The 18114-nt window shown below is 64.9% G+C and carries 13 protein-coding genes; 12 read left to right on the top strand and 1 reads right to left on the bottom strand.

Features of this window, described 5'->3' with window-relative positions:
- The coding region (locus tag EOA49_RS04615; protein ID WP_164749192.1) for a Tex family protein at nucleotides 1-1795 on the top strand (1795 nt) is incomplete at its 5' end.
- Here the strand turns inward: EOA49_RS04615 and EOA49_RS04610 are convergent.
- Nucleotides 1796-2707 carry a LysR family transcriptional regulator gene (locus EOA49_RS04610; protein ID WP_127239537.1) on the bottom strand — a complete coding sequence of 304 codons (912 nt, stop codon included), beginning with the start codon at nucleotides 2705-2707 and terminating at the stop codon, nucleotides 1796-1798.
- Between the two features lie 106 nt (nucleotides 2708-2813).
- Here EOA49_RS04610 and EOA49_RS04605 point away from each other — a divergent pair, with 106 nt between their 5' ends.
- The 11 genes from EOA49_RS04605 to EOA49_RS04555 all read left to right on the top strand — a co-directional run bounded on the left by EOA49_RS04605 (nucleotide 2814) and on the right by EOA49_RS04555 (nucleotide 18033).
- Nucleotides 2814-4004: an acyl-CoA dehydrogenase gene (locus EOA49_RS04605; protein WP_067002729.1), complete on the top strand. Its 1191-nt coding sequence runs from the start codon at nucleotides 2814-2816 to the stop codon at nucleotides 4002-4004.
- A 105-nt stretch (nucleotides 4005-4109) separates the two neighbouring features.
- Complete coding sequence (locus EOA49_RS04600; protein WP_127239536.1) at nucleotides 4110-7469, top strand: transglutaminase family protein; 3360 nt, start codon at nucleotides 4110-4112, stop codon at nucleotides 7467-7469.
- A gap of 6 nt (nucleotides 7470-7475) precedes the next feature.
- Nucleotides 7476-9887 carry a circularly permuted type 2 ATP-grasp protein gene (locus EOA49_RS04595; protein WP_127239535.1) on the top strand — a complete coding sequence of 804 codons (2412 nt, stop codon included), beginning with the start codon at nucleotides 7476-7478 and terminating at the stop codon, nucleotides 9885-9887.
- Entirely contained in the window at nucleotides 9888-10763 is an 876-nt protein-coding gene (locus EOA49_RS04590) for a transglutaminase family protein (protein ID WP_127239534.1), read from the top strand.
- Between the two features lie 105 nt (nucleotides 10764-10868).
- The gene (locus EOA49_RS04585; RefSeq protein WP_127239533.1) at nucleotides 10869-11804 is read left to right on the top strand and encodes a glycosyltransferase family 2 protein; all 936 of its coding nucleotides are present in this window, start codon (nucleotides 10869-10871) and stop codon (nucleotides 11802-11804) included.
- Entirely contained in the window at nucleotides 11804-12676 is an 873-nt protein-coding gene (locus EOA49_RS34070) for a glycosyltransferase (protein ID WP_067326139.1), read from the top strand. Before EOA49_RS04585 ends, EOA49_RS34070 begins: the two co-directional genes overlap by 1 nt.
- Nucleotides 12673-13416, top strand: a complete 744-nt coding sequence (locus EOA49_RS04575; RefSeq protein ID WP_127239532.1) for a hypothetical protein — start codon at nucleotides 12673-12675, stop codon at nucleotides 13414-13416. Before EOA49_RS34070 ends, EOA49_RS04575 begins: the two co-directional genes overlap by 4 nt.
- 74 nt (nucleotides 13417-13490) lie before the next feature.
- Nucleotides 13491-14582, top strand: coding sequence for a DNA topoisomerase IB (locus EOA49_RS04570; protein ID WP_127239531.1), 1092 nt, complete (start codon nucleotides 13491-13493; stop codon nucleotides 14580-14582).
- 106 nt (nucleotides 14583-14688) lie between these two features.
- Complete coding sequence (locus EOA49_RS04565) at nucleotides 14689-15063, top strand: YciI family protein (RefSeq protein ID WP_067002334.1); 375 nt, start codon at nucleotides 14689-14691, stop codon at nucleotides 15061-15063.
- Nucleotides 15060-16334, top strand: a complete 1275-nt coding sequence (locus EOA49_RS04560; RefSeq protein ID WP_127239530.1) for an RNA polymerase sigma factor — start codon at nucleotides 15060-15062, stop codon at nucleotides 16332-16334. Before EOA49_RS04565 ends, EOA49_RS04560 begins: the two co-directional genes overlap by 4 nt.
- Before the next feature lie 184 nt (nucleotides 16335-16518).
- Nucleotides 16519-18033 (top strand): aldehyde dehydrogenase family protein, encoded by a 1515-nt coding sequence (locus EOA49_RS04555; RefSeq protein WP_127239529.1) that lies wholly within the window; start codon nucleotides 16519-16521, stop codon nucleotides 18031-18033.
- Nucleotides 18034-18114 lie beyond the last annotated feature (81 nt).

Here is an 18114-nt window from a genome sequence, read left to right as displayed (position 1 = left end):
GGTCGGGAAGCTGCGCGCCTATATGAAGGAGCGCGCCTTCCTGCGCGCCAGGGTCGTCGACGGCAAGCAGGAGGCGGGCGCGAAATTCTCCGACTATTTCGATCATGTCGAGCGCTGGGCGAACGTGCCCAGCCATCGCGCCTTGGCCATGCTGCGTGGCCGCAACGAAGAGGTGCTGTCGCTCGACATCGAAGTCGATGCCGACGATCAATCGCCGGTGAAACCGGTCGAGCGGATGATCGCCAACGCCTATGCGATTGGTAGCACCCTGCCGGGCGACCGCTGGCTGATGGAAGTGGCCGGCTGGACCTGGCGGATAAAACTATCGCTCCATCTGACGCTTGATTTGATGCGCGACCTGCGCGAGCGGGCCGAGGACGAGGCCATCCATGTCTTTGCCCGCAACCTCAAGGACCTGCTGCTCGCCGCGCCCGCCGGCTCCCGGCCCACGATGGGTCTCGATCCCGGCATCCGCACCGGCGTCAAGGTGGCTGTGGTCGACGGTACCGGCAAGCTGGTGGCGACGACCACCGTCTATCCGTTTCCGCCAAAGAACGATGTGCGCGGCACGCAGGCGGAACTTGCCAGGCTCATTCGCTTCCACAAGGTGGAGCTGATCTCGATCGGCAACGGCACCGGCAGCCGCGAGACCGAGAAGCTGGTGGCCGACATGCTCGCCAGCCTGCCGTCCGACGGCGGGCCGAAGCCGATCAAGGTGATCGTCAGCGAAGCCGGCGCGTCGGTCTATTCGGCCTCGGCGACGGCGGCCGCCGAGTTTCCCGACCTCGACGTGTCGCTGCGCGGCGCGGTGTCGATCGCGAGGCGCCTGCAGGACCCGCTCGCCGAGCTGGTCAAGATCGAGCCGAAGTCGATCGGTGTCGGCCAGTATCAGCACGATGTCGACCAGTACCGGCTCGGCCGCTCGCTGGAGGCGGTGGTGGAGGATGCGGTCAATGCCGTCGGCGTCGACCTCAACACGGCATCGGCGCCGCTCTTGGCGCGCGTGTCGGGACTGGGGCCATCGCTTGCCGAAGCGATCGTCGCGCATCGCGACGTCGGCGGTTCGTTCGCTACGCGCCGCGATCTGCTGAACGTGGCGCGGCTTGGACCGCGCGCGTTCGAGCAGTGCGCCGGCTTCCTGCGCATCCCGAACGGCTCTGAGCCGCTCGACGCTTCATCCGTGCATCCGGAAGCCTATGGCGTGGCAAAGAAGATCGTCGCCGCCTGCGGCCGCGACGTGCGCGCGCTGATGGGCGACAGTGCCGCGCTCAAGGCACTCGACCCTCGTGTCTTCGTCGACGAGCGCTTCGGCCTGCCGACGGTACGCGACATCATCGCGGAACTGGAAAAGCCCGGACGCGACCCGCGGCCGGGCTTCAAGACAGCGACCTTTGCCGAAGGCGTCGACGACATCAAGGACCTGAAGCCCGGCATGCTGCTCGAAGGCACGGTCACCAATGTCGCCGCCTTCGGCGCCTTCGTGGACATCGGCGTGCACCAGGACGGGCTGGTGCATGTCTCGCAGCTGGCCGACCGCTTCATCAAGGACGCGCATGAGGTGGTAAAGGCCGGCGATGTCGTGAAAGTTCGAGTGGTCGATGTCGACATCAAGCGCAATCGCATCGGCCTCTCGATGCGCAAGGATGGCGGCCAGGGTGGGGCGCCTCGGGTCGGCCAGCGCGACAGCGGCGGCGGCAAGCCCGTACCGCGCTCGCCGGCGCCGCAGCGCCAGCCTGAAAAGCCGTCACAGGGTGCGTTCGGCGCGGCGCTCGCCGAGGCGATGAAGCGGAAATAGCTACCACGCCAGAACAGCCGGCTCCTTCTCAACCTGGCCCCGCAGCCAGTCGCGAAAGCTGGCAACCGGCGGATGGCCGCGCTTGGCGTGCGGCACGACGAGATAATAGGCACTGCGGCTCTGCATCGGCTTGCCCGGCGCCGGCGCCAACTGGCCACGCTGCAATTCTCCGGCGATCAGGATCTGCGGCAGCAGCGCCACGCCGAGCCCCGCCATGCAGGCCTGCGCGACCGTACCGAACTGCTCGAACTGCATGCCGGGGCCGGTCGGCGCGTCGAGCTCCTGATGCTCGAACCATTCGCTCCAGGCGTCGGGACGCGTTGCCATGTGCAGCAACGGCAGGCGGCCGATATCGGCCGGCGTCGCGACCTTCCGCTGCGCCAGGAATTCGGGCGCGGCGACCGGCATCACGGTCTCGCGCATCAAAAGCGTGCAATCAGCGTCCGGCCAATCAGGCATGCCGTGGTGGATTGTGGCGTCGAGCCGCTCGCGCGCGAAGTCGAAGCGGCCAATGCGCGTGGCGAAATTGATCGTGATGTCCGGATGACGGGCGACGAAATCCGGAATGAGCGGCATCAGCCAGCGCGTGCCGAAGGTCGGCAGGATGGCAAGGTTGAGAACACCGCTATGCCGATTGCTCATCAATCCAAGCGCCGCATCGCGCAACTGCGCGAGTGCTGAGCGCACCGCGCCGGCGTAGATTTCGCCCGCCGTGGACAGCCTGACATTGCGGCTGTCGCGTTCGAAAAGCCGGCGCCCGAACTGCTCTTCCAGCAGATTGATCTGCCGGCTGACGGCACCTTGCGTGAGATCGAGCTCGCGGGCCGCGGCGGTGAAGGAGCCGAGACGCGCCACCGCCTCGAAGGCGGCAAGCGCGCTGATGTTTGGCAAGAGGCGGCGCTGAACGTTCATGATCTATTACTATCGCTCATTGATGCTTGATGCAATTTCGTTTGATTTTTTCCAGATGGAGGCGGATAAGCCGGGCCATCCAAGATTTTACCGGGAGACCCACCTCATGGCCGCCGAGAAGAACGCCTTCGTCTGGAACGATCCCTTCCTGATCGAGGACCAGCTATCCGAAGACGAGCGGATGGTGCGCGACGGCGCAGCGGCGTTCGCCGCCGACAAGCTAGCGCCCCGCATCGAGGAAGCCTATGCCGATGAGAAAACCGATCCCTCGATCTTCCGCGAGATGGGCGAGGCGGGCCTGCTCGGCATTACCATTCCGGAGGAATATGGCGGGCTCGGCGCCAATTACGTCACCTACGGGCTGGTGGCGCGCGAAGTCGAACGCATCGATTCCGGCTATCGCTCGATGATGAGCGTGCAGTCGTCGCTGGTCATGTATCCGATCCATGCCTACGGCTCGGAAGAGCAGCGCAAGAAGTACCTGCCGAAGCTCGCCTCCGGCGAATGGATCGGCTGCTTCGGCCTCACCGAGCCGGATGCCGGCTCCGATCCGGGCGGCATGAAGACACGGGCCGAGAAGACGGCGAACGGCTACAGGCTTTCCGGCTCCAAGATGTGGATTTCCAACGCGCCGATCGCCGACGTCTTCGTCGTCTGGGCAAAGTCGGCCGCGCATGACAACCAGATCCGCGGCTTCGTGCTGGAAAAGGGCCTGAAGGGGCTGTCGGCGCCGAAGATCGGCGGCAAGCTTTCGCTGCGAGCCTCAATCACCGGCGAGGTAGTGATGGAAGGCGTCGAGGTCGGCGAGGAGGCGCTGCTGCCCAATGTCTCGGGCCTGAAGGGACCCTTCGGCTGTCTCAATCGCGCGCGCTACGGCATCTCGTGGGGCGCCATGGGCGCGGCCGAGGATTGCTGGCACCGCGCGCGGCAGTACGGCCTCGACCGCAAGCAGTTCGGCAAGCCGCTCGCCGGCACACAGCTCTTCCAGAAGAAGCTCGCCGACATGCAGACCGAGATCGCGCTCGGCCTGCAGGGTTCGCTGCGCGTCGGCCGGCTGATGGACGAAGGCAAGATGGCGCCGGAGATGATTTCGATCGTCAAGCGCAACAATTGCGGCAAGGCGCTCGACATCGCCCGCCAGGCTCGCGACATGCATGGCGGCAACGGCATCCAGATCGGCTATCACGTGATGCGTCATGCCCAGAACCTAGAGACGGTCAACACCTATGAGGGCACGCATGACGTGCATGCGCTGATACTGGGTAGGGCGCAGACGGGGCTTCAGGCGTTTTTCTAAGCCGGCAACGCTGCTTAAATTAGGTGCAGCGCAACATCTCTGCTTGGAGAATGCCCAGCACTTATGTCAGGGTTCGGCGATTGAAACGCCGTTCCCCGGGGCACCATGGCAATTCTGGCAGCCGTCCACCACCTGACCCATTACAAATACGACCGGCCGGTCGTTCTCGGCCCTCAGGTGATCAGGCTGCAGCCGGCGCCGCATTCGCGCACCAAGGTGCTCAGCCATTCGCTGAAGGTCGAGCCGAAGAACCATTTCGTCAACCTGCAGCAGGACCCGTACGGCAACTTCCTCGCCCGCTTCGTCTTCCCGGAGCCGGTGACGGAACTGAAGATCCAAGTCGATCTAGTCGCCGATATGACGGTCTATAATCCGTTCGATTTCTTCGTCGAGGAATCAGCCGAGAATTTCCCGTTCGAGTACCCGGAAGAGATCAGGCAAGACCTCGCCATATACCGCACGCCCGAGCCGGCCGGCCCGTTGCTGTCGGCCTTCCTGAAAACCATCGACCGCAGTCCGACAAACACGGTCAACTTCCTGGTCGGCCTCAACGCGCGGCTGCAGCGCGAAATCGCTTATATCGTGCGCATGGAGACCGGCGTCTATTCGCCGGAGGAGACGCTGGCCGCAGGCAAAGGCTCGTGCCGGGATTCAAGCTGGCTGCTGGTGCAGATCCTGCGCAACCTCGGCATCGCAGCGCGTTTTGTCTCCGGTTACCTGATCCAGTTGAAGCCGGACCTCGTCTCGTTGGACGGACCGCCTGGAACTTCGGTCGATTTCACCGACCTGCACGCCTGGTGCGAAGTCTATATTCCGGGCGCCGGCTGGATCGGTTTCGACCCGACTTCCGGTTTGCTCACCGGCGAAAGCCATGTGCCGCTGGCGGCGACGCCGCATTTCCGCAATGCCGCGCCGATCTCCGGCATGGCGAGCTTCGCCAATGTCGATTTCGGCTTCGACATGCGCGTCCAGCGCATCGCCGAGCATCCGCGCATCACCAAGCCGTTCTCGGATGAAAGCTGGGAGGCGCTCGACGCCTTGGGCAACAAGGTCGACGCGGTTTTGGGCGAGCAGGATGTGCGGCTCACCATGGGCGGCGAGCCGACCTTCGTGTCGATCGACGATTTCGAGGCTGCCGAATGGAACACGGCGGCCGTCGGGCCGACCAAGCGCGACAAGGCGGATCAGCTGATCCGGCGCCTGCGCGAGCGCTTCGCGCCGGGCGGTTTCCTCCACTACGGTCAAGGCAAGTGGTATCCGGGCGAGAGCCTGCCGCGCTGGACCTTCTCGCTCTTTTGGCGCACCGATGGCGAGCCGGTCTGGCGCGACCCGTCGCTGATCGCGCGCGAAACGAGCACCGTCTCTGTCGGGCTTGAGCAGGCCGCAAGCTTGATCACGGCGATCGCCGCCGAGCTCGGCATCGACAAGGCGATGGTCGGCGAGGCCTATGAGGATCCGGCCGATTGGCTGCTCAAGGAGAGCAAGCTGCCGGACAATGTCGACCCGTCCAACTCGAAGCTGGAGGATCCGGAAGAGCGCAACCGCATGGCACGTGTGTTCGAGCGCGGCCTGACCAAGCCGTCAGGCTATGTGCTGCCGGTGCAGCGCTGGAACAGCCAGGCCGCCGGGCAGCGCTGGCGTTCGGAAAAGTGGAAGACGCGGCGCGGCCGGCTGTTCCTGGTGCCGGGCGATTCCCCGGTCGGTTATCGGCTGCCGCTCGGCGCGCTGCCTTACGTGCCGCCGGCGCAATACCCCTATATCGTGCCGGTCGATCCGTCGCTGCCGCGCGCTACGCTGCCGGCGCGCGACGCTCTCTTGCCGGAACCTGCCCCAGCAGAACTTGAGGGCCCCGAGGAAATGGCGCGCCGCCAGCTGGCAGCGTCCTTCACCGCGACAACGGGCCAGCAGGAGCGCGTCGAGCAGGAGATCACCGAGATCGGCGGTGCGGTGCGCACGGCGCTCACCGTCGAGCCTCGTGACGGGCGGCTCTGCGTGTTCATGCCGCCGGTCGAGGCGCTTGAGGACTATCTTGAGCTGGTGGCGGCGGCCGAGAACGCGGCCAAGGCGATCGGCCTGCCGGTGCATATCGAGGGTTATGGGCCGCCGTACGACCCGCGCCTCAACGTCATCCGCGTGGCGCCCGATCCCGGCGTCATCGAGGTAAACATCCACCCGGCCGCCGACTGGCGGGAATGCGTCGCGACGACCACGGCGATCTATGAGGAAGCCAGGCAGTCGCGGCTCGGCACCGACAAGTTCATGATCGACGGCCGTCACACCGGCACGGGCGGCGGCAATCATGTCGTTGTCGGCGGCGCGACGCCCAACGATAGTCCGTTCCTGCGCCGGCCGGACCTGTTGAAGAGCCTGGTGCTGCAATGGCAGCGGCACCCATCGCTCTCCTATCTGTTTTCCGGCCTGTTCATCGGCCCCACCAGCCAGGCGCCGCGCATCGACGAGGCACGGCATGACTCCCTCTATGAACTCGAGATCGCGCTGGCCCAGGTGCCGCATCCCGACAAGGGCGAGGCGCCGTTGCCGTGGCTGGTCGACCGGCTGTTCCGCAATCTCTTGACCGACGTGACCGGCAACACGCACCGTTCGGAAATCTGCATCGACAAATTGTTCTCGCCGGACGGTCCGACGGGACGGCTCGGTTTGGTCGAGTTCCGCGGCTTCGAAATGCCACCCAATGCCCGGATGTCGCTCGCCCAGCAATTGCTGGTCCGCGCTATCATCGCGCGGGCTTGGAAGAACCCGCTCGACGGCCGCTTCGCGCGCTGGGGCACGTCGCTGCATGACCGTTTCATGCTGCCGCATTATGTCTGGGCGGATTTCCTCGACGTGCTGGAAGATCTGAAGCTCAACGGCTTCGACTTCCGCCCGGAATGGTTCGCAGCCCAACTCGAATTTCGCTTCCCGTTCTGCGGCGAGGTGCAGCATGGCGGCGTCAAGCTGGAGCTCAGGCAGGCGCTGGAGCCCTGGCATGTGATGGGCGAGCAAGGCGCGATCGGAGGCACGGTCCGCTTCGTCGATTCGTCCATCGAGCGGCTGCAGGTGAGGACGCAAGGCCTCAATCCAGAGCGTCACGCGGTCGTCTGCAACGGCCGCATCGTACCGATGAAGGCGACCGACAGCAGAGAGGTCGCGGTGGCAGGCGTGCGCTTCAAGGCCTGGCAGCCGGCCTCCGGCCTGCATCCGGCCCTTCCGGTCAACACGCCGTTGGTGTTCGACATCCACGACCGCTGGTCGGGCCGCTCGTTGGGAGGCTGCGTCTATCATGTCGCGCATCCGGGCGGCCGCAACTACGAGACCTTCCCGGTCAACGGCAACGAGGCGGAGGCGCGGCGGCTGGCCCGCTTCGAGCCGCGCGGCCATACGCCGGGTGCCTATGTGCTGCGTGAAGAACAAGGTTCTGAAGAGTTTCCCATGACCCTTGACCTCAGGCGACCGGCGAGATTCTGATCGAGCATGGCCAAGGGGAATCAGAAACGGGCGGGCGGCAGGCCGCGGGCGCAGAGCCTGTTGGAGCATTACCGGCCGATTGAAGGCGTCGTCGACGAGATGGTCGACGCGTCGGGCAATCCGCGCCCGGCCTGGCAGTCCTTCATCGGAGCGCTGGACGATCTGGGGGCTGAGGCGCTCGGACAGCGCTTTGCCCGCGCCGACCAATATCTGCGCGATGCCGGCGTCTACTACCGCGTCTACGACAAAGCCGGCGCCAACGAGCGCGAATGGCCGCTGGCGCATGTCCCGCTGCTGATCGACGAGAAGGAATGGGCCGAGATCAGCGCCGGCCTCGTCCAGCGCGCCGACCTGTTCGAGACGATGCTGGCCGACATTTACGGGCCGAACCGGCTGATCGAGAAGGGAATCCTGCCGGCGGGGCTGATTGCGGCGAGCCCGGAATATCTGCGCCCGGTGGTCGGCGTCCGTCCGGCCAGCGGCCATTTCCTGCACATGGTCGCCTTCGAGCTCGGCCGCGGCCCCGACGGCCGCTGGTGGGTTCTGGGCGACCGCACGCAAGCGCCGTCGGGCGCCGGCTTTGCGCTGGAGAACCGCGTTGCCACCACGCGCGCCTTGTCTGACATCTATGGCGAGCTGCATGTGCATCGCCTGGCCGGCTTCTTCCGCCGCTTCCGTGATGCGCTGAACGGCATGGCGAAGGATTCCGGCGGCCGCGTCGCCATCCTGACGCCCGGACCGCTCAACGAGACCTATTACGAGCACGCCTATATCGCGCGTTATCTCGGCATTATGCTGCTCGAAGGCGAGGACCTGACGGTGTCCGGCGGCCGGCTGATGGTGCGCACGGTTTCGGGCCTGATGCCGATCGGCGTTTTGTGGCGGCGGCTCGATGCCGCTTTCGCCGATCCGGTGGAGCTCAAACCGGACTCGCAGATCGGCACGCCGGGGCTGGTCGAGGCGATCCGGCGCGGCACCGTCTCGGCCGTCAACGGGCTCGGTTCCGGCTTGGCGGAAACGCGGGCGCTGCTTTCTTTCCTGCCGCGGATCGCACGGGAATTGCATGGCGAGGAACTCAAGCTGCCGAACATTGCGACCTGGTGGTGCGGACAGCAGGCCGAACGCGACCATGTGCTGGCCAATATCGACCGCATGGTGGTTGGCCCGGCGCTGTCGACACGGCTTGCCTTCGAGGACGATGGCGCGACCAGGCTCGGTTCGGCGCTTTCGGCCGGCGAGCGGGCGGAGCTTATCGCGCGGATCGAAGCCGACGGGGTTGGCTTCGTCGGCCAGGAGGCGGTCACGCTCTCGACTACGCCGGTCTTTGCCGGCGGCCGCTTGGAGCCGCGGCCCGCCAGCCTGCGCGTCTACCTGGCGCGAACACACGAAGGCTGGACGGTGATGCCCGGCGGCTTTGCACGCGTCGGCTTCTCGCTCGACCCGACCGCGATGGCCATGCAGCGCGGCGGTCAGGCGGCGGATGTCTGGGTGGTCAGCGACAGGCCTGTCGAGCGGGAGACGCTGCTGCCGCAGGAGACCGACGGCTTCACCCGCACCATGCCCGGCAGCCTGCCGAGCCGCGCCGCGGAAAACCTGACCTGGCTCGGCCGCTATATCGAGCGCTCGGAAGACACGGTGCGGGTGCTGCGCGCTTATCACGTCAGGCTGGCGGAGACATCCGATCCCGAGATGCCGCTGCTCGCCGACATCAGAGACTATCTCGAACCGTTCGGCATCGAGGTCGAAACCGCGATCCCGCTTGGATTGATCGGCACATTGGACAGCGCCGTCTACAGCGCCGGCCAGATCCGCGACCGCTTCTCGCCGGATGGCTGGCTGGCGCTGAAGGATCTGTCGAAGACCATCCACAAATTCGCGGAGACGGTCGCTCCGGGCGACGACGCGACGCGGGCGATGACCGTGATGCTGCGAAAGCTTGCGGGCTTCTCGGGGCTGCTGCACGAGAACATGTACCGCTTCACCGGTTGGCGCTTCCTGGAGAGCGGCCGCCGACTGGAACGTGGCATCCAGATCGCGCGCACGCTAGCCAGGCTGACAAAGGCAGACGCGCCCGACGGCGCACTCGACATGATGCTGGAGATCGGCGACAGCGTCATGACCCACCGCCGGCAATATCCGGTTCAGTCAGGCCGGCGCACGGTTATAGACCTCTTGGCGCTCGATCCGCTCAACCCGCGCTCGATCCTGTTCCAGCTCGAGCGGCTCAAGGCCGAGATCGGCATGCTGCCTTCCGTCGGGGGCGAGGGACATATGTCGCCCGCGGCGAAAGAAATCCTGCAGCTCAACACGGCGCTCGCCGTGATGGAGCCTCAGGACATGACCGCGAAGGTGCTCGACGATCTCGCCATTCAGATCGGCGATCTCTACAACAGTCTCGCCAAGGCCTATTTCGGATAAATGCTCTACGACATCAGGCTCCATCTTCATTACGGCTATGCGGCCGCAGCCGGCGGCGGCAGGCACCAGGTGCGCGTGCTGCCCCAGACGATCACTGGCGTGCAGCGGGTTATCGCCGCCTCACTGTCGTTCCAGCCGAATCCGGCCGAGCGGGCGGATTTTTCCGATTTCTTCGGCAACAACGTCACTGCGATCGCCGTTCGCGACGCGCATGAGGAGCTCCACGTCAGGATGAGCGCTCGTGTGTCGGTGTCGCGGCCGGAAGCCGGCCTCGACGTCTCTCCCGACATTCACGGCTTGAGGGGGGAACTCGACGCGGTGCGTTCGCTGTCCGCCGAGGCGCCGCATCACTTCCTCGCCGCCAGCAACCACGCCGGCATCGATCCGGTAATCACGGCCTATGCGCGGGAAAGTCTCGCCGGTTCGGCGATCGCCACGGCGGTCGATCTCTGCAATCGGATCCACCGCGATTTCACCTATGACGGCAAGGCAACCACCGTGCAGACGCGCGCCAGCGATGCCTTTGCGCTTCAGCGTGGGGTTTGCCAGGATTTCTCGCACATCATGATCGCCGGGCTGCGCGGGCTTGGCATCCCCGCCGGTTATGTCAGCGGCTTCCTGCGCACGATCCCTCCCAAGGGTAAGCCGAGGCTCGAAGGCGCCGACGCCATGCATGCCTGGGTCAAGGCCTGGTGCGGGCGCGACGCCGGCTGGCAGGAATTCGATCCGACCAACGGCATGCGGGCGAGCAACGACCATATCACGGTGGGATACGGCCGCGACTATTCCGATGTGGCGCCGATTGTCGGCGTCCTGAAAACCACCGGCGACCAGATCGGCGAGCAGGCGGTCGACGTCATCCCGGTCGCTGCCTGAAGGCGTACGATCGGTGATGCGGCTGCTTCTCAAATCGCGATCCCGCCGCTATCTTGCCGCCGGACCGTGGACCGGCCTGCCGGGCACTTGCGCGGAGTTCAATTGTTGACATCGGTCAGCATCATCATTCCAGCACACAATGCGTCGGCAACCGTTGCAGACACGTTGGCAACCTTGCGCTCGGAAGCCGAGGTCATCGGCGAAGTGATACTGGTCGACGATTCCTCGACGGACAACACGGCGGCCGTGGCCGCGGACGCAGCCTCGCGGCTGGCGCTGCCGTTCCGGATCATCCGGTCCAATTGTCGAGACGCGGGCGGCTCCCGCAATCTTGCGCTGGCCGAGGCGCGCTTCCCCTGGATTTACATGATCGACGCCGACGATCTGCATATCGAGGGTGGGTTGCGGACGCTGCTGTCCAAGACCAGGACCAAGCCAGGCGCCGACATGGTGGTCGGCGCCTACCGCCGGCGGACCGATGGCCGGGACCGACAGTTCAAAACGCCGGCCGGCTACATGACTGCCGGGCTCGCCAATGCCTCCGCCTATGTGGAAGGCAGGATACGGTCGATTGCCGTCGGCAGCGCGCTGGTGTCGCGGCATACGGTCGGCGACACGCGCTTCCCGACCGGTCTTGCCTACGACGAAGACACATTGTTCTGGGCGCGGGTTATGAGCAAGGCATCGCTCGCGGTCGTGAGGCAACCGATCATGGTCTACTTCGTATCGTCGGACCGTTCGGATGACCGCTTCGCGATAAAGCCTGCGCGACGCTTCCTCGAATGGCGCCTGGCGTTGCGCGAACTCGCCGACTGCGGCATTGCGAAATCGTCGTTGAAAGCGAGGGAAGGGCTTGTGGCGCTCAAGATCGCCCGCGTACACTACGCTCGCGGCGATCTCGAAACGGCGGCAAAATTCCTGGCGGTTGCCGAAGCGGCGCCCAAGGTTTCCACCGACATCTGGCGCTGCATGCGCTACCGGCTCAAAATCGCGGCGCGGCGCCGGTTCCCGGCGCATCGCGTCCAACTGCAAAGTGCCTGATGGCCGACGGGCCGGAACTTGCAGTCGTGGTGATAGGTTTTCGGGCTCCGACCGATCTGGTCGCGGCGGTCAGGTCGGTGCTCGGCCAGAACATCCCGCTCGAGGTGGTCGTCGTGAATTCCGGCGGCGGGAATGCCCAGGCGCTTCTGGCCAATGCCGGACTCGACGTGCCAGTCATCGAGTGCGAAGAAAGGCTCTTTGCCGGGGCCGCGAGAAATCGCGGCATAGCGGCGACGAAAGCTCCTTTCATCGCCTTTCTCGCGGATGATTGCCTGGCATGCCCGCGATGGGCAGAGGTCCGGCTGCGCCATCACCGGGAAGGCGTCGCGGCCGTGGCAAGCGCCATCGCCAACAGTCATCCGCGCAATCTGGTCGCGTGCGCGGCCCATCTCGTTACCTATATGCGGCGCCTGCCAGGTCTTCCCGCTCATAAGGCACTTCGCTACGGCGTTTCTTTCGACCGAAAATTGTTCGATCGGTATGGCCTGTTCGACGAACAAATGGCGACGGGAGAAGACACGGAATTCCTGGAAAGGCTGCCGAAGGCGGTCGTGCCGCTATGGGAGCCGGCGGTGCTTACCGTCCATCGCAACGAGACACGGCTGATCCGAGTGATTGTCGACCAGTATCTGCGCGGATACCGATATGGGACCTACCTCAAATCCGTTGGACACCGAAAGCCATTGCGGATTTTCAAAGGGGTGTTTCGGGACCGGCGCAATGTCGGCAAGTTCGCAAAAGAAGGCCTGGCCGAAGAGGATAGACGTTTCGCGATGTTATCGCTGCCGATCGTATGGGCGGCATTGTTCGCAAAATCGCTGGGGGCAGCCGTCGGCGTAACGCATGGCGATAGGACAGGCACGCGGCCATGATCACCATGGAGATGAAGCAGCCGCGCCGGCGGCGCGGTCGATGGCTTTGGTCGCGGCAAAGGATCGTCGGCATTTTCAGCTATCGCTACGATGCGCATCTGGTGCCAGACCTCCTCGCCAATCTCGACGCAATCGTCGATGGCTGGATCGCCTATGACGATCGCTCGGCGGATGCGGTCTTCAGCAATGAACCGCAGAGGCGGCGCGCGCTTATTGCCGCGGCCTATGAGGCGGGTGCCGATTGGCTTCTGGCAATCGATCCGGACGAAAGGCTGGAAGATGCCGTGGCAAGCCGGATAGGCCAACTGACCAGCGGGTCCAGGCGCAATGCCTGGGGATTTCGCCTAAGGGAGATGTATACGCCGGCAAGCTATCGCATCGACGGCGTCTGGGGCCAAAAGATGCAGCACAGGCTTTTCCCCGCCTATCACCCGGATCTGAGCCGGTCGCAAGGGCTGCATGAGGCCTGGTTCCCCGAAGATCTGCGCTTCAAGCTTCGGGACAGCGGCCTTAACCTTTATCATTTGAAGATGATCGAGCCGAAACGGCGCGTGGCACGTCGCGACCTCTACAATCATCTCGATCCGGAGCAACGTTTGCAGCAGATCGGCTACGACTATCTGACGGACGAGGCGGGAGCGGTTCTGGAAGCGATACCGGCCGGGCGAGACTACTTTCCCACCCATGTCGACGACGGCAGGCTTTGGATGGCTGAGGTGTCCGCCGACCGGCGGAGCTGAAGGACGCCCTCTGGGGACGGCGGAACCAGCCGCTGTCGCGCGGCTTATCTACGGACCAGTTCCGTGGAGTTACCATGCTGCAACGAGCACAATCGTCCTTCGGCCGCCTGGCGGGTGGTCTGGAAATACAAGGGAACGGCGCGCAGAGTTCCGCCGAGCGCGCCGCGCTCAGCTATGTCAGCGATGCCGATCCGGGCATCCGGCGCCTGAGAAAAGGCAAGGGATTTTCCTATGTCGGCCCGAACGGGAGTGCGGTCACCGCGGCCACCCTTGACCGTATCAAGGCGATCGTCATTCCGCCCGCGTGGACGGATGTATGGATCTCGCCCGACCCGAACGGCCATATCCAGGCGACCGGCCGGGATCAGCGCGGACGCAAGCAGTACCGCTATCATCCGCAGTGGACCGAGGAACGGGACGGCGTCAAATACTCCAGCCTCGTTGCTTTCGCGCAAAGCCTGCCCTCCTTGAGGCGCCAGGTCGATGCCGACCTGCGCCGTCATGGACTTCCGCTGGAGCGCGTTGTCGCCTCTGTCGTCTGGCTGCTCGACAACACCATGATCCGTGTCGGCAATGCCGCCTATGCCCGCGACAACAAGAGTTTCGGCCTGACCACGCTGCGCGACCGCCATGTCGAAATCACCGGTTCCAGCCTGCGCTTCTCCTTCACGGGCAAGTCCGGCAAGGAATGGAAGCTGAAGCTCGTCGACCGACGCATCGCCAAAATCGTGCGCGGCGCGCAGGACCTGCCTGGCCAGAAGCTGTTTCAGTATCTTGATGACGAGGGAACACGCCGGCCGCTGCGGTCGGAGGACGTCAATCGCTATATTCGCGAGGCATCTGGCCCGGAGTTCAGCTCCAAGCATTTTCGCACCTGGGGCGGCACCATCCATGCGGCATCCCTGTTCGCGCAGGCGGAGTTGCCCGAGAGCATGACCCAGAAAAACCGCGTGATGAACAGTATCGTCGACAAGGTCGCCGAACGACTCGGCAATACGCGAGCCGTCTGCCGCCGGTGCTATATCCATCCGCTCGTCTTCGAGGCGTGGGCCGAAGGGAAGCTGCTCGGCGAAATGGCCGAAGCCAACAAACGAAAGCGCCTTATACCGGGCCTCGACGAGGAGGAGAGGCTGGTGCTGAGATGGCTGCAGGCGCGCGAAGCCTGACCACCAGGAGGATAGCGTAAACCCTCGATAGCTCTACAACTTTTTTGTCGACCTTGTGTCGGGAAGGGTCCTACTGTTGCGTCCTTTGATACGGAAAGGACGCACCATGCTCTATGCCATTCTCTGCTACGCCTCCGAAGACGTGGTCTGCTCCTGGAGCAAGGAACAGGACGAGGAGGTCATGGCAAAGCTCCTCAACGTACAGGACAAATACGCCAGGGCAGGCCGGCTGGGGCCGGTGGCGCGCCTGCTGCCGACCACAGCCGCGACGACGCTTCGCAAGGTCAAGGGCGAATCGGTGGTGCTCGACGGCCCGTTCGCCGAGACCAAGGAGCAGTTCCTCGGCTTCTACACGCTCGAATGCAATCACCTGGACGAAGCCGTCGAGTTCGCTCGCGAACTCTCCGAGGTCAATCCGAGCGGTGGTTCCTACGAGATCAGGCCGATCTCGGTCTTCAATCCGACAAAGGTTCCCGCATGACCGAGCTTGCCTGGATCAGCAACGCGATCAGCACCGCCCGTCCGCAGGCGATGGGCGCGCTGCTGCGCTATTTCCGCGACCTCGACGCCGCGGAAGAAGCTTTCCAGGATGCATGCCTGAGGGCGCTGAAGAACTGGCCGAAAAACGGGCCGCCGCGCGATCCGGCGGCCTGGCTGATCTTCGTCGGCCGCAACAGCGGCATCGACGCGGTGCGCAAGCGCGCCAAGCAGGCGCCGATGCCGGAAGAGGACCAGATCTCCGATCTCGAGGATGCCGAAGGCGATATGGCCGAGCGGCTGGACGGCGCGCATTATCGCGACGATATCCTGCGGCTCCTGTTCATCTGCTGCCATCCGGACCTGCCGGCGACGCAGCAGATCGCGGTCGCGCTGCGCATCGTCTCCGGCCTGACCGTCAAGCAGATCGCGCGCGCCTTTCTCGTCGGCGAGAGCGCCATGGAGCAGCGCATCACCCGGGCCAAGGCGCGCATCGCCGATGCCGGCGTGCCGTTCGAGACGCCAGGCGCGGTCGAGCGTTCCGAGCGCTTGGCGGCGGTCGCGGCCATGATCTATCTGATCTTCAACGAGGGCTATTCGACCAATGGCGGCGAGGCGCCGGCCCGCGCGCCGCTTTGCGAGGAGGCGATCCGGCTCGCCCGGCTGCTGCTCAGGCTGTTTCAGCAGGAACCGGAGATCATGGGGCTGACGGCGCTGCTGCTTCTCCAGCATGCACGCGCGCCGGCGCGCTTCGACGCACATGGCGAGATCGTGCTGCTCGAGGATCAGGACCGGTCGCTCTGGAGCCGCAAGATGATCGACGAGGGCCTGGCGCTGGTCGACAAGGCGCTGCGTCATCGCAAGCCTGGCCCATACCAGGTGCAAGCGGCGATCGCGGCATTGCATGCGCGGGCGGCAACACCCGAGGATACGGACTGGACCGAGATCGACCTGCTCTACGGCTTGCTCGAGCAGACGCAGCCGTCGCCGGTAGTGACGCTGAACCGCGCGGTTGCGGTGAGCAAGGTGCGCGGCCCCAAAGCGGCGCTGGCGATGATCGAGCCGCTAGAGGATCGGCTGGCAGGCTATTTCCACTTCTTCGGCCTGAAGGGCGGCCTGCTGATGCAGCTCGGCCGTGGCGAGGAGGCGCGCGTGGCCTTCGACCGCGCGATCGCTTTAGCCAACACCGCCGCCGAAGCCGCTCATATCCGCATGCATATCGACCGGCTGATCAAGGAAAGCACCGAGAAGTCGCAGGCCAAGAAGGCGCGCTGATCCCATTTTCACTGCTGGCCCAATTTTGCGCGCCGGGGGTTGGACCATCCCGGGGTGGCGGTTTTTCCCTGAAACGAGTAATGCCACGCCATGAAAGCGCCGTCGTGCCTCAGGGCGGCGACAAGACGTGGCGCAAGGCTTCGACGCTCGCCATATCCAAGGCGAGATCTGAAAAGGAACAAACATGACGATTGCGAAGGAAACGGCCTCACTTCTGGAGAAACTTGGCGTCGCCAAGGATACGCTTTCCGGCGGCGACCTCATCGTGCGCAGCCCGGTGACGGGCGAGCAGATCGCGGCACTGAAGTCGATCTCGGCGGTCGATGCCGGCAAGGCTATCGATGCCGCGCACAAGGCCTTCCAGGCCTGGCGGCTGGTGCCGGGGCCGAAGCGGGGCGAACTGGTGCGCCTGCTCGGCGAGGAGTTGCGTGCTCACAAGGCGGAGCTCGGCCGGCTGGTGTCGATCGAGGTCGGCAAGATCCCGTCCGAGGGTCTTGGCGAAGTACAGGAGATGATCGACATCTGCGATTTCGCGGTCGGTCTTTCCCGCCAGCTCTACGGCCTGACCATCGCCACCGAGCGCCCTGGACACCGCATGATGGAAACCTGGCATCCGCTCGGCGTCGTCGGCGTGATCTCGGCCTTCAACTTCCCCGTCGCGGTGTGGTCGTGGAACGCGGCACTTGCACTCGTGTGCGGTGACGCGGTGGTGTGGAAGCCGTCGGAAAAGACGCCGCTGACGGCGCTTGCCTGCGGGGCGATCTTCGAGCGCGCCGCCAGGCGTTTCGGCGCCGATGCGCCGGAAGGACTACTCCAGGTGCTGATCGGCGACCGCGCCGTCGGCGAGGTGCTGGTCGACCATCCGAAGGTGCCGCTGGTCTCGGCCACGGGCTCGACCCGCATGGGCCGCGAGGTCGGTCCGCGGCTGGCCAAGCGTTTTGCACGCGCGGTGCTCGAGCTCGGCGGCAACAATGCCGGCATCGTATGCCCGAGCGCCGATCTCGACATGGCGCTGCGCGCCATTGCGTTCGGCGCCATGGGCACCGCCGGCCAGCGCTGCACGACGCTCAGGCGGTTGTTCGTGCACGAGAGCGTCTATGACGCGCTGCTGCCGCGCCTGAAGAAGGCCTATCAGAGCGTTTCGGTCGGCAATCCGCTGGAGACCTCGGCGCTGGTCGGTCCGCTGATCGACAAGGCCGCCTTCGACAATATGCAGAAGGCGTTGAACGAAGCGGAAGCGCATGGCGGCAAGGTGACCGGGGGCAAGCGGTTCGAGAACGGCCATCCCGAGGCCTACTATGTGCATCCGGCGCTCGTCGAAATGCCGAAGCAGGTTTCGCCGGTGACGGAAGAGACCTTCGCGCCGATCCTCTATGTGATGAAATATGCCGATTTCGACGAGGCGCTCGACCTGCACAATGCGGTCGGCGCAGGCCTGTCATCCTCGATCTTTACCCGTGACCTGCAGGAATCGGAGCGCTTTCTCGGCGTCGACGGTTCGGACTGCGGCATCGCCAATGTCAATATCGGCACGTCGGGCGCCGAGATCGGCGGCGCATTCGGCGGCGAGAAGGAAACCGGCGGCGGCCGGGAGAGCGGCTCGGACGCCTGGAAGGCCTATATGCGGCGCGCCACCAACACGGTGAACTTCTCCAAGGCCCTGCCCTTGGCGCAAGGCGTGTCGTTCGACATCGACTGAGGACATAGAGCGGTTCACCGTTCCACGGAAACGGCAAGCCTCCCTATCTCTTTGATTTGACAATTCCGGACGGAAGACCGT

Source organism: Mesorhizobium sp. M1A.F.Ca.IN.020.04.1.1 (assembly GCF_003997315.1).
In the GTDB taxonomy this organism is placed as follows: domain Bacteria; phylum Pseudomonadota; class Alphaproteobacteria; order Rhizobiales; family Rhizobiaceae; genus Mesorhizobium.
Note: the sequence above shows the minus strand (reverse complement) of the source record. Positions and strands in the feature narration are given on the sequence as shown.

Coding starts and splice junctions, on each gene's coding strand:
- EOA49_RS04560 (WP_127239530.1), top strand. CDS start 15,060: ATGACCGAGCTTGCCTGGATCAGCAACGCGATCAGCACCGCCCGTCCG.
- EOA49_RS04600 (WP_127239536.1), top strand. CDS start 4,110: ATGGCAATTCTGGCAGCCGTCCACCACCTGACCCATTACAAATACGAC.
- EOA49_RS04595 (WP_127239535.1), top strand. CDS start 7,476: ATGGCCAAGGGGAATCAGAAACGGGCGGGCGGCAGGCCGCGGGCGCAG.
- EOA49_RS04590 (WP_127239534.1), top strand. CDS start 9,888: ATGCTCTACGACATCAGGCTCCATCTTCATTACGGCTATGCGGCCGCA.
- EOA49_RS34070 (WP_067326139.1), top strand. CDS start 11,804: ATGGCCGACGGGCCGGAACTTGCAGTCGTGGTGATAGGTTTTCGGGCT.
- EOA49_RS04575 (WP_127239532.1), top strand. CDS start 12,673: ATGATCACCATGGAGATGAAGCAGCCGCGCCGGCGGCGCGGTCGATGG.
- EOA49_RS04570 (WP_127239531.1), top strand. CDS start 13,491: ATGCTGCAACGAGCACAATCGTCCTTCGGCCGCCTGGCGGGTGGTCTG.
- EOA49_RS04605 (WP_067002729.1), top strand. CDS start 2,814: ATGGCCGCCGAGAAGAACGCCTTCGTCTGGAACGATCCCTTCCTGATC.
- EOA49_RS04555 (WP_127239529.1), top strand. CDS start 16,519: ATGACGATTGCGAAGGAAACGGCCTCACTTCTGGAGAAACTTGGCGTC.
- EOA49_RS04610 (WP_127239537.1), bottom strand. CDS start 2,707: ATGAACGTTCAGCGCCGCCTCTTGCCAAACATCAGCGCGCTTGCCGCC.
- EOA49_RS04565 (WP_067002334.1), top strand. CDS start 14,689: ATGCTCTATGCCATTCTCTGCTACGCCTCCGAAGACGTGGTCTGCTCC.